The sequence below is a fragment of the Streptomyces aureus genome (genome assembly GCF_001418135.1).
Classification (GTDB): domain Bacteria; phylum Actinomycetota; class Actinomycetes; order Streptomycetales; family Streptomycetaceae; genus Streptomyces; species Streptomyces aureus_A.
This window is the reverse complement of record NZ_LIPQ01000289.1, coordinates 1-11,313: the sequence shown is the minus strand read 5'-3', so window position 1 is coordinate 11,313 and position 11,313 is coordinate 1. Positions and strand designations below refer to the sequence as shown.

The window sequence follows — 11,313 nt, the reverse complement described above, 5'->3', positions numbered from 1 at the left end:
ACGGCAGGTCCGAGGCCGCCCGGTGGAGGTGGGGGCGGCCTCGGACCTGCCGTACTTCAGCGCGGACGGCGAGTCCTATCTCGCGCAGACCACGCTGCGGGAGCTGAAGAAGTCACGGCCGCTGCGGGTGCTGTCCGAGGAGGACTTCGCGCACTGGCAGACGTACGGCTACGTCATCGTCCGCGAGGCCGTCCCGGCGGAGGCGGCGAAGCGCCTGCTCGACTTCACCTGGGACTTCCAGGGCCTCGACCCGGACAAGCCGGAGAGCTGGTACGAGGACCGGCCGTTCCGCTCCGAGCTGGACCAGCAGCTGCACGTCTACGGCTTCGTGGAGGCGTACCACCACCAGCTCCTCTGGGACAACCGCCAGGCCCAGCGCGTCTACGACGCCTTCGTGGACGTCTGGGACTGCGAGGAGCTGTGGGTCACCCAGGACCGGCTCAACCTCAACCCGCCCAACATCGGGAACCGCGACCGCGCCCTGATCGAGCCCACGGACCGCGGCTTCGACATCGAACTGCACTGGGACATCGACACCACACTCGGCGTCCCTCCGCAGCGGGTGCAGGGGATCATCGCGCTCAACGAGACCCGGCCGGAGTCGGGCGGCTTCCAGTGCGACCCGGAGCTGTTCCGGCGGTTCGAGGAGTGGAAGGTCGCCCAGCCGGCCGACCGCGACCCGCTTCGACCCGCCGTGGACCGCACGGAGTTCCCCGTGGTGCGCCCCGATCTGCGCCCCGGCGACCTGCTGATCTGGAACGGCCTCCTCGCCCACGGCGTGGCGCGCAACGCGTCCGAGGACCAGGTACGGGCGGTGCAGTACCTGTCGATGATGCCGGCGCTCGAGGAGCACGAGCGGCTCAGGCGGTCGCGCGTCGACTCCTGGCGGCACCTGCGCACCCCGCGCTGGAACCGGACCCTGGTGGGCGACCCCGTGCTCCACGAGTCCAAGCGGTACCCCACGGCCACCCTGAGCGACCTCGGCAGCCGTCTGCTGGGACTCACCTCGTGGAAGGACGCGGAGGAAGCGTCCACGGCCGACGGAGGTGCGGGGACGAGGGCGGCCGGGAGCGCCGCCGCGAGCCCGCACCCGGCCGCCGACAAGGGCGCCGACTCCGTCCCCGACCAGGGCGGGGAGCCGGCGTGCGCCGTGTCTGTCTGACCCTGCCCACCGACCGGGCCTGCGCCGCGACCGTCCGGGCCGTGGCCGAAGAGGCCGCGTACGGCGCCCGTGCGTTCGGCGTCGAGGTACGGCTCCTCGTCCTGGACTCCTCCGACGCCGCCATCGTCGCCGAGCACCGCGAGGTGGTCGCCTCGCTGCCCACCGTCCCCGGGGTGGTCGTGCACCACCTCGACGAGGACGAGCAGCGGGCCTTCCTGCGGGAGGTCATCGCCCGGTCCGGCGTCCCCGCGCCGGACCGCGTGCTCGGCCTGATGCTGCCCGACCGCGTCTCCTACGGCGCCTGCACCAACCGCGCCTTCCTCCTCGCGGAGGCCCTGGGCTGCGCGTCGGTCCACCGCCGCGACTCGGACAGCCGCTACCAGTACCTGGACGGCGACCCGGTCTTCCCGCTCCACCACGAGCTCACGGCACTGGGACTGCGGGCCGCCGACGTGACCGGTCTGGTCTCCCGGAGCAGGCTCGACCCCGCCCGCGCGGACCGGCCGGTCGCCCTGGTCGGCGGCTCCTTCGTCGGCGAGATGTCCGTGGACGTCGAGGAGATCCGCCGTCTCGACCCGGGAATCTACGAGGACGTCGTCGGCCTGTCGGTCCCCTCCGGCTACCCGGAGATCTGGCGCAGGAACCTGATCGCGGAGTCCTTCCGGGGCGCCGGAACCGCCGCGTACACCGGAGACCGGACGACGCTCACGAGCGTCAGCCCGACGCGGGTGGACATGTGCAACATCGCCTTCGACCGCGAGGTGTACGGCCGGGTGCCGCTGCCACCCGCCACCGACACCATCGGCAGCGACTACTTCCTCATCCATCTCGTCCAGGACGCCGGCCTGCCGGGTGTCCTGCACAACCGGCACATCGTCAACTTCCATACCGGTGAACGTCGTTCGGATGCCGGATTCCTCGCCTACCAGCTTCGGTTCGCCAAGTACCTCCTCTCCACGCCCCACTTCGAATCGGTGTACACGGCGATGAAGGAGGCCGGTGACGAACTGCTTGACGCCGAGGGACACGTCCGGGCCTCCGTCGTCGCCGGGCTCGTCAGGAACAGCACCCGAGTGGACCGGTCGGCGAACGCCGAACGGCTCGCCGTCCTCGACCGCTCCTACCGCGCCCTGGGCGGCCGCTACGCCACCGCCGCCGACACCCTCGCCCCTCTCCGCGAGCGGCTCCTCGACGAGGCACGGCAGGACATGGAGGAGTTCGCCCTGCTGACCGACGCGTGGGAGGACCTGACCCGCGCGAGCCGGGCGGTCCCCCCGAGAAGCGCCCGCACCCTCACGGTGACGTACGCCGGGGGCGAGGCACGCCGGGGCCCCGTCACCATGGGGCAGGCCAACATGATCCGCTGCATGCTGCGGGACGAGCCGGAGCACATCAACATCCACGATGTGTGGCCCGTGCCCGAGGGGACCCGGACGGAGTCCGCGATCGAGGCCCTCCGGGCGCTCGCGGTACGCCACGACGCGCTGCGTACGACGTTTCCGCACGCCGCCGGGAGCGCACCCCGGGAGCAAGTGGTGGCGGCCGAGGGGACGTTCACGGTCACCGTCCTCGATCACGAGGACCTGCCCGACGACCCCGCCGGGTACGCCGAGTCGTTGGCCCGCCGGGCCCGCTCCGAACGCTTCCGCCTGGACCGGGACTTCCCCCTCCGTGTCTCCCTCGTCGCCCGGTCCGGCGCACCCGTCTTCGTGTCCATGGCGGCGAGCCACGCCGTGACCGACGTCAGCGCCCTCGCGGTCCTCAAGGAGGAGTGGCTGAGCCTGCTGTCCGGTGCGCCCCTCCCGCCGCCGGCGTCCCTCACTCCGCTCCGCCTCGCCGCCGAGGAGGCGACCCCGGCCGGGCTCCGCAAGTCCGAGGCCTCGCTGCGGCACTGGGAGCGGATCATCCGCACCGGACCGCAGGCCATGTTCGCCGAGCCGGGCGCCGAGGGGACCGACGTGCGGACTCCGCAGCTCACCCTCCGTTCGCGGCGGGCCGCGCGGGCCCTCGCGCTCGTGGCCGAGCGCACCGGAGGCATGCCGTCCACCGTGCTGCTGACCGCGTGGTGCGCGCTCGTCGCCCATCGTACGGACCAGCCCGCGTGCGTGGCCGCCGTCCCGACGTCCAACCGCTACCACCCCCGGCTCGCCCGCTCGGTGAACACGCTGTCCCAGGACGCGCTGCTCTTTCTGGACGTCCGGGTACCGACGTTCGACGCACTGCTCAAGAAGGCCTGGGGGGCGGCGCTCAACGCGTACCGGCACAGTCAGTTCGACGCGGTGGCGCTCTGGGAGATGATCGGGAGGACGACTCGCGAACGGGGCAGCCAGTTCGCGCGCGACGTCGTCTTCAACGACGTCAGCACGCTGCCCGCGACGGTCGCCTCGGTCACGTCCGCGACCGAGGAGAACACGACGGTCGATACGGCCGATGGCCCTGACCTGGAGCTGAGTTGGGGCCCGGACCAGGTGCTGCCGACCCGCGTCCTGACCTTCGTCCACGCGATCGAACCGCTGCTCCACCTGAGCACCTGGCTGGACCCCGCGCTCTTCGGGCGGGACGAGGCGGAGGCCTTCGTGACCGGTCTCGTACGGCTCCTGGAAGCGGCCGCCACGGACGACGTACCCCTCGCGTCACTGACCGAGGTGACGGGTGTCCGTCCCGTCGAGCGCGGACCGCGGTGGTGCCGGGTCGACGGGTCCTGGACGTCGCCGCCCCTCGTGGCACAGGCGCTGAGCGAGGCCCTGGAGGGCCTGCCCGTACACGTGACCGCGGATGCCGCGCCCCCGGACGGCACCACGCCGGACGCCATGGCCCCGGACGGCACCACGCCGGGCGGCGCGCCGCCACAGGACGGGGTCCTCACGGCGTACATCGCCGTCGGCGACTCCCCGCTGACACCGGCCGGGGCCCACACCGCACTGATGGACGCGCTCCCCGGCCGCCCCGGAGTACTGGCCCCGCGCCGGTACGTGATCGTCCACACCCCGCCGGCGGAGGCGGACCGGACCAGCGCCTGGCTCCGGCAGCAGATTCTCAGGGAAGGGACCGGCCGGGACCGGGATGTGACATGACGATGAATGAGGCAACCGCTCGGCGGGAGCAGGACTCCCCTCCCAGTCCGTGGCGTTCGAGTCGCTTCCGGCTGTTCTTCACCGCGCGCAGCACGTCGCTGCTCGCCGACGGCATGCTGATGGTGTCGCTCACGACCGCCGTGCTCGGCGCGGGGTACGGGGCGGGCGGTGTGGGATACGCGCTCGCCGCGTGGATGGCGCCGATCGTGCTGCTCGTGCTGTTCGGCGGCGTGCTCGCCGACCGGTTCACGCCGCAGGTGATGATGGTCGGCGCGGACGTGGTGCGCATGGTGGCCATGCTGGCGCTCGCGCTGCTGCTGATCGGCTCGGACGTACGGCTCTGGCACATCATGGCGCTGCTCGCGCTGAGCGGCGCCGCGACCGCGATGTTCCAGCCGGGTCTGGCGAGTCTGGTCCCCCAGGTCGCCGAGGACATCCAGCGGGCCAACGCGCTGCTGCGGATCTCCGAGGCGATCTGCACCCTGCTCGGGCCGGGCGTGGCAGGCCTTCTCGTGGCCTACTGGAACGTGGCGGGTTCGTTCGTGGTCATCGCGGCGGCGTACGCGCTGAGCGCGCTCGGCCTGGCGCCGCTGCGCCGGCTCGGCACCGCCAAGGACGAGAGCGACGACCCGATGTGGCACCGACTGGCCACGGGCTGGCACGAGTTCAGGTCGCGCTCGTGGCTGTGGGGGGTCATCGCGGTGTGGGCGGTGTACGGCCTGTTCGTCTTCGGCCCGGCGCTGCCGCTCGGCGCGGCGCTGCTCACCGAACAGCACGGTGCGAGCGGCTACGGCTGGATCGCCTCGGCCGACGGCGCCGGCACGATCGTCGGCGGCCTGATCGGCATGCGGGTCCGCCCGGGGCGCCCGCTGGTCGCGGGAGCCTGCGCGATGTTCTTCTTCGCCCTCAACCCCCTTGCCCCGGCCCTGGGTTGGTCCTTCACGGTGACGGCGCTCACCGGCGTCGTGGCGGGCTGCGGGTTCGCTTTCTGGGGCGTCATGTGGGCGACCAGCGTGCAGTCCCACATTCCGCTCGCCGTCCTGAGCCGCGTCTCGGCGTACGACGTGGCCGGCTCCATCATGGTCATCCCCCTGGGCCGGGCCCTGGCCGGCCCGGCGGCGGACGCCTACGGCGCGGACCGGGTGCTGCTGTTCTCGTCGGTCATGGGCATCGCGCTCATCGGCGTCATGCTCTCGGTACCCGCGATCCGCGCCCTGGGACGCTCACCGAAGGAGTCACCGGCTCCGGTCACGGGCACGTAGGGTCGGACCGCTTCGACACCCCGGCCCCGCCTCCCTGCCCGGCCCGGCCCGCGCTGCCGACCCCGGCCCTCGCGGGGCCGAGGTGTCCGGCCGGACCTGGCATGCGGGGGGCCGTTCCCGGGAACACGCCCGGAGGAGAGGCCTTCGGGCTCCACGGGTTCCGCACGCGGCTGCGAGGCGATTCCAGTCATGACCGCCAAGAGGATCATCACGGTGTTCGGCGCGACCGGACGGCAGGGCGGGGCCCTCGCGCGGGCCGTTCTCGCGGACCGCGACGGAGCCTTCACGGTCCGTGCCGTCACGAGACACCCCGACGGGGAATCCGCCGCGGAGCTGAAGCGGCTGGGTGCCGAGGTCGTCCGGGGGGACATGGACGACCCGTCGAGCCTCGGCCCCGCCTTCGAGCACGCGTACGGCGCCTTCCTGATGACGAACTTCTGGGAGCACATGTCCGCGGAGCGGGAGAAGACCCAGGCCGAAGCCCTGGCCCGGGCCGCCTCGCACGCGGGGGTGCAGCACGCGATCTGGTCGACGCTCGAGGACACCCGTGATTGCGTGCCGCTCGACGACGAGCGGATGCCCACGCTCCAGGAGCACTACAAGGTGCCGCACTTCGACGGAAAGGCCGAGGCGGACCACTTCTTCCTCGACGCGGGCGTGCCGACGACGTTCCTGCGCACCACCTTCTTCTGGGAGAACCTGTTCGGTGCCTTCGCCCCGCAGCGCGGCGCGGACGGGGCCCTGTGGCTGACGTACCCGATGGGCGACGCCAGGCTCTCCGGGCTGGCCGTGGACGACGTCGGCAGGACGGCACTGGCCGTCTTCGCACGCGGTACGGATCTCATCGCGGCCACGGTCAGCATCGCCGGCGAACACCTGAGGGTCGCCGAGATGGCCGCGGCCCTGACGGAATCGCTCGGCGAACCGGTGCGCTACCGCCCCCTCACCCCCGACGAATGGCGTGCGCAGGGATTCCCGGGCGCGGACGAGTCGGGGAACATGTTCCAGTACTACGCGGACTGCGAGCAGCACTTCACGGAGGCCCGGGACATCGACGCCGTCCGGGGTCTCAACCCCGCCCTCCAGGACTTCGGCACATGGCTCGCGGCGCACCGGGACCGTCTGCGCACCACCTGGACGTGACCGGTGGCACCGTGACGGCATGGGCGACCCGACCGTGAACCGTGAATTCCGACGGTGACCGGACCACTCGACGCTCGACGGGAGTTCGGCATGCACGATCCCCATCCCAGGCTCACCCATCAGGAACGGAAGATCCTCGAAGGCATCGAAGCCGGCCTTCGCGGCGATGCGTCCCTCGACCGCAGGCTGCGTTCGCTCGGACACACCACAGCGGATGCGGGAGGCAGTCGGGGCGCGGTCCTGCGGCGTCGCCTCGGCTGGATCACCGCCGTCCTCGGCATCGCCTGCGTGGCCCTGTTCCTGCTCGCGGCCGCGTCCTCGTCGTCCGGCCCCCTGTGGATCTTCGCCGCGGTGTGGGTGGTGACCGCGGTGTGCCTGATGCGGCTGCTGCTGCGGGCGGTGGCCCGGCGAAGGAGCGCGGCGGCGCGGCGGAGTACGGACTGAGGGCCGGGGGGCCGGGGGTGGGCGTCCACGTCCGCGCACGCGCGGGCGCCCGTCGGTGACCGCTCGCCCCGGTCCCGCCGAATGAACCGGGCCATCAGGGGCAGCGGCAGGGAGAAGGGAAGCGACCCGGCGCGGGATTCGACGACGGAAGGAACCCGATCATGCGCAAGAGCACCGTGCAGAAGGGCAAGGGCGCGATGAAGGAGGTCGCGGGGAAGACCACGGGTGACACGCACCTGGAGGCGGAGGGCAGGGCCGACCAGGCGGCGGCCGAGGCCCGCGCGGCGATCGAGCGGGTCCACGAGAGCGCGCAAAAGGCACGCGACGACATGAAGCGGCGCGGCGCCTGAGCGACGGGCCTCCTGGGCGGCTCATCTCCCGATGAGCAGCCGTCGGCTCCTGACCGTCACCGACCCGGGCCCGACGGGGCAGGCGGGTGGAAGGACCGGCTCTCCCGCCGCGCGGCGCGCGAAGCGATCTCGACGGCGAGCCCGGCGACGGTGCCGAGCAGCCCGAACAACGCCGTCAGCACCAGCAGGAGCAGTCCCGTGCGGTCGTCGAGGGCCCGGGCCTCGACCGCGGTGGCCGCGACGCCGCCCGACTGCTCGTCGAGCGAGAAACGGGAGTCCATGGAGTTCGCGCGGTAGTCGCCGAGCAGGAACAGCATCCCTTCGGGGACGACCACGTCGTACGCGACCGGGACGCCGGACGGATCGCCGTCCTTCACGTACGGCTCCGTCACCGGTACACCGTTCACCGTCACGGGCCCGCCGGCGCTCTGCCGGACGTGGTCGCCGCCCATGCCGATGACACGACGGAGCAAGGGCCTGGTCCCGTTGCGGTCCTCCGCCCGGTGGAGCACCACGTCACCCCGCCCGACCTCGCCCCCGTCGATGCGCTCGAAGAAGACGCGGGCGCCCCGCGGGTATGTCGGATCCATGGAATCGCCGGCGACGGTGGCCGTCGTGTATCCCGTGCCGAGGAGCACGATGGCGCCCACGGCCGCGGTGAGCCCCGCCGCGCCCAGCACCCGGCCGACGAGGCGCCGCCTGCCCGTCAGGACACCGGGCCGGTCGAAGGAAGCGTCCCTCGCGAAGGAAGCGCTCTCCAGCACGTTCACGTGCGCACCTACCGTTCCATTGGCCCCTCCGATTCGGCGCCGCGGCCGGAATTATCAGCCCCTTGAATGACGACCTGTCAACCGGAGGAACAATTCGGGCCAGTTGGGCCACCGGGTCGCGTAGGGCTCCGCTGGAGGCACTCCGGGAAAACCCTTGGACGACGCGACTCCGCACACGGAAAACTGCCCATCCTGTCTCCTTTGATCCGAAAGGCAGGAATGGATGGGAACACCCGAATCGCGCAAGAGTTCGTCGGGCAAGGGCTCGGTGCTTCTCGCGCTCCGCTTCTACACACGGGAGCTGACCCGGCTCAAGTGGTGGACCGTGCCCGCGATGCTGCTGCCGGCCCTGGGCAACATCGGCATCTTCTACATCGTGCCGCTGATCGTCGCGAAGCTCGTCGGCCGCATCTCGGGGGAATCCGACGGCGGCCTGGGCCCGATGCTGCCGTACGTCCTCGGCTTCGCCGGTGTGCTGCTGTTCGCCGAGGCGCTGTGGCGTGTCGGGCTGCACTGTCTGAACCGTCTGGACGCACTCGGCATCGAGCACCTGTACGTGATCGGGATGGACGCGCTGTTCGCCAAGGACGCCGCCTTCTTCCACGACAACTTCGCCGGCTCGCTGACCAAGCGGGTCCTCAGCTTCGCCTCGCGGTTCGAGGAGTTCGTCGACACGCTCACCTTCTCGGTGATGGGCAAGTTCGTGCCCCTGGTGTTCGCGTCGGTGGTGCTGTGGACGTACGAACCCCTGCTCGTGGTCGGGCTCCTGACGATGATCGCGGTCACGGCGCTGTGCGTGCGGCCTCTGATCCGTCGCCGTCAGGCGCTCGTCGACCAGCGGGAGGAGGCGATCGCCCGCGTGTCGGGCCACGTGGCCGACAGCCTGATGAACATGGACACGGTCCGGTCGTTCGCCGCCGAGGAACGTGAGGCGGCCGAACACCGCTCCCGTGTGGCCGAATCGCGCCGCCTCACTCTGCGGTCGTGGGACTACGGCAACCTGCGCATCGACACCCTGATCGCACCGATGTCCGTGCTGACCAACGTCCTCGGCCTGGTGCTCGCGCTCTCTCTCGGCGCGGGCGAGCACGGCGTCGAGGCCGTCGTCGTCGCCTTCACCTACTACTCCAACGCCACACGGATCATGTTCGAGTTCAACCAGATCTACCGCCGCCTGGAAAGCTCGATGACCGAGGCCGCGCAGTTCACCGAACTGCTGCTGACGCCGCCGACCGTACGGGACCCGGAGACGCCGGAACCGCTCCTCTCCGACGGCGCCGATGTCCGCTTCGAGCAGGTGACCTTCGCCCACGCGGGCGCGAAGCCGCTCTTCGAGGGCCTGGAGCTGGCCGTGCCCAGCGGGGCGAAGGTGGGATTCGTCGGCCGGTCCGGCGGGGGCAAGACCACGCTCACCCGGTTGCTGCTGCGGATGACGGACATCGACGGCGGCCGGATCACGATCGGCGGACAGGACATCAGCCGGCTGCGGCAGGCCGAGCTGCGCAGCCTGATCGCCTATGTGCCGCAGGACCCGGCGATGTTCCACCGCACCCTGCGGGAGAACATCGCCTTCGCCCGGCCGGACGCCACCGACGCCGAGATCCGCCGTGCGGCCGAGGCGGCGCACGTCACGGAGTTCGTCGACACCCTGCCCGAGGGCTTCGACACGATGGTGGGAGAGCGCGGAGTGAAGCTGTCCGGCGGCCAGCGCCAGCGGGTCGCCCTCGCACGGGCGATTCTGCGCGACGCGCCGATCCTGCTGCTCGACGAGGCGACCAGCGCCCTGGACTCCGAGAGCGAGATCCTCGTACAGGACGCGCTCTGGCGCCTCATGGACGGGCGGACGGCACTCGTGGTGGCGCACCGGCTCAGCACGGTCGCCACCATGGACCGACTCGTCGTCCTCGACAGCGGACGCATCGTGGAACAGGGCACGCATCACGAGCTGCTCGCCGCGGAGGGGGCCTACGCGAAGCTGTGGCAGCACCAGTCGGGCGGCTTCCTCGACGACACCGCCGCCACGGCGGATCAGATGTAGACCCTGCTGAACGCCGCCGGTACCGCCCTGGTTCGCCCATGGCCGTTCGGGAGCGGCGTCGCCCGCGACGTGTTGATCCTCCGGTGGTCAGCGCACGCGACCCCGGGCCCTCAGGTGGGCGGCCGGGACCTCCGGGGCCGGCAGGGGGTCGCCGTCGTACCCCTTCACCTCGCCGAAGCGGCCGCCCTTCATCCAGTCCTCGCGGGCCTGGCGGATCTCCTCGTCCGTGCGGCCCACGAAGTTCCACCACATGACGATCAAAACTCATAATCGCAGGTCAGACGGGATGATGACCTCGAAGGTCAGCAAAAGTCAGCATGAGCGGCAGGAGTCGGCCCATGCTGATCGCCTTCATTTGACAATGATGTGGAGAACTCAGTTGCTGGGGGCAGGTGCGCGAGCCACGAGGCCCGGCCGGTTCCGGCAGCCCGTGCAACTGGTGAGCGCCGCCCCAGGACTGTTGCGCCAGCGCACCGCACATTCTGGTGCCGCGTCGGCCATCGTACGCAACCGCGAGATCCGAGACCGGCCCGCCGCCGACAGCGGGCCGGTCGCTCGTAGGGGCACGCGGCTCGGGCTGCTCAGCGCCGACCGGCGTCTCCCACCCGGGCGGTCACGGTGCCGTCGTCGCCTCGGCGGCCGGAACGACCGCCGTGCCGCGCGCCCGGGTGGCCACGATGGGTTCGGGGAGCACCTCGGCTCGGCCACTGTCGTCAACGGCTCGGCAGATGATCCGCAGCTCGAAGTCGACGGTCCGGCTCCGCCTCCCCTTCGCCGCCAGGCGTGCTTCCGCCTCGACGACGTCGCCGCCGCGAACCGGTGCGAGGAACTCGACCGACGCGTATCCGGCGAACAGGCTCTCGTGGCCGTCGAGGGTGATCGCCAGGTGCGTTCCGGCGTCTCCGAACAGCTTCAGGCCGAAGGCCCCGTCGACCAGGTTCCCCGCGTAGTGCGCCTCGGAGTACGCGACGTAGCGCTGGTGCACGACCTTCACGCGATCTCCTCGTGGATACGGCCGAGGCGGCGGGCTACGGTCTCGCCGTCCAGCGCGATGCCCGGGTAGCCGCGCT

9 protein-coding genes and 1 pseudogene are annotated in these 11,313 nt (G+C 71.5%); 7 read left to right on the top strand and 3 right to left on the bottom strand.

All coding sequences use genetic code 11. From position 1 onward, the window contains the following. The first annotated feature begins 22 nt into the window (after positions 1-22). From AOK00_RS23630 to AOK00_RS23605, 6 genes are all read left to right on the top strand, one after another. Positions 23-1,162, top strand: coding sequence for a phytanoyl-CoA dioxygenase family protein (locus AOK00_RS23630; protein ID WP_079042157.1), 1,140 nt, complete (start codon positions 23-25; stop codon positions 1,160-1,162). After that, positions 1,144-4,236, top strand: coding sequence for a DUF6271 family protein (locus tag AOK00_RS41620; protein ID WP_079042156.1), 3,093 nt, complete (start codon positions 1,144-1,146; stop codon positions 4,234-4,236). The genes AOK00_RS23630 and AOK00_RS41620 overlap by 19 nt, the downstream gene beginning before the upstream one ends. Then, a complete protein-coding gene (locus tag AOK00_RS23620; protein WP_055602300.1) occupies positions 4,233-5,498 on the top strand; it encodes an MFS transporter in 1,266 nt (421 codons plus the stop codon). The genes AOK00_RS41620 and AOK00_RS23620 overlap by 4 nt, the downstream gene beginning before the upstream one ends. A gap of 189 nt (positions 5,499-5,687) precedes the next feature. After that, positions 5,688-6,641, top strand: a complete 954-nt coding sequence (locus AOK00_RS23615; protein ID WP_055602299.1) for an NmrA/HSCARG family protein — start codon at positions 5,688-5,690, stop codon at positions 6,639-6,641. Between the two features lie 90 nt (positions 6,642-6,731). Then, complete coding sequence (locus tag AOK00_RS23610) at positions 6,732-7,085, top strand: DUF3040 domain-containing protein (protein ID WP_055602298.1); 354 nt, start codon at positions 6,732-6,734, stop codon at positions 7,083-7,085. A gap of 161 nt (positions 7,086-7,246) precedes the next feature. Then, positions 7,247-7,435: a CsbD family protein gene (locus AOK00_RS23605; protein ID WP_055602297.1), complete on the top strand. Its 189-nt coding sequence runs from the start codon at positions 7,247-7,249 to the stop codon at positions 7,433-7,435. A gap of 56 nt (positions 7,436-7,491) precedes the next feature. Here the strand turns inward: AOK00_RS23605 and lepB are convergent, their stop codons facing one another. Next, entirely contained in the window at positions 7,492-8,205 is a 714-nt protein-coding gene (gene lepB, locus AOK00_RS23600) for a signal peptidase I (protein ID WP_254047472.1), read from the bottom strand. A gap of 223 nt (positions 8,206-8,428) precedes the next feature. Here lepB and AOK00_RS23595 point away from each other — a divergent pair, with 223 nt between their 5' ends. After that, the gene (locus tag AOK00_RS23595) at positions 8,429-10,243 is read left to right on the top strand and encodes an ABC transporter ATP-binding protein (RefSeq protein WP_079042155.1); all 1,815 of its coding nucleotides are present in this window, start codon (positions 8,429-8,431) and stop codon (positions 10,241-10,243) included. 87 nt (positions 10,244-10,330) lie between these two features. On the opposite strand, the pseudogene AOK00_RS37415 reads toward AOK00_RS23595, so the two are convergent. Continuing rightward, positions 10,331-10,501, bottom strand: a pseudogene (locus AOK00_RS37415) (pirin-like C-terminal cupin domain-containing protein); the annotation flags it as partial. Between the two features lie 355 nt (positions 10,502-10,856). Continuing rightward, positions 10,857-11,237, bottom strand: a complete 381-nt coding sequence (locus AOK00_RS23590; RefSeq protein ID WP_030545651.1) for a hotdog domain-containing protein — start codon at positions 11,235-11,237, stop codon at positions 10,857-10,859. Positions 11,238-11,313: the final 76 nt, after the last annotated feature.

Bases quoted from the DNA above. Each gene is read 5' to 3' on its own strand.
- AOK00_RS23605 (WP_055602297.1), top strand. From the start codon at position 7,247: ATGCGCAAGAGCACCGTGCAGAAGGGCAAGGGCGCGATGAAGGAGGTC.
- AOK00_RS23615 (WP_055602299.1), top strand. From the start codon at position 5,688: ATGACCGCCAAGAGGATCATCACGGTGTTCGGCGCGACCGGACGGCAG.
- AOK00_RS23610 (WP_055602298.1), top strand. From the start codon at position 6,732: ATGCACGATCCCCATCCCAGGCTCACCCATCAGGAACGGAAGATCCTC.
- AOK00_RS23595 (WP_079042155.1), top strand. From the start codon at position 8,429: ATGGGAACACCCGAATCGCGCAAGAGTTCGTCGGGCAAGGGCTCGGTG.
- AOK00_RS23620 (WP_055602300.1), top strand. From the start codon at position 4,233: ATGACGATGAATGAGGCAACCGCTCGGCGGGAGCAGGACTCCCCTCCC.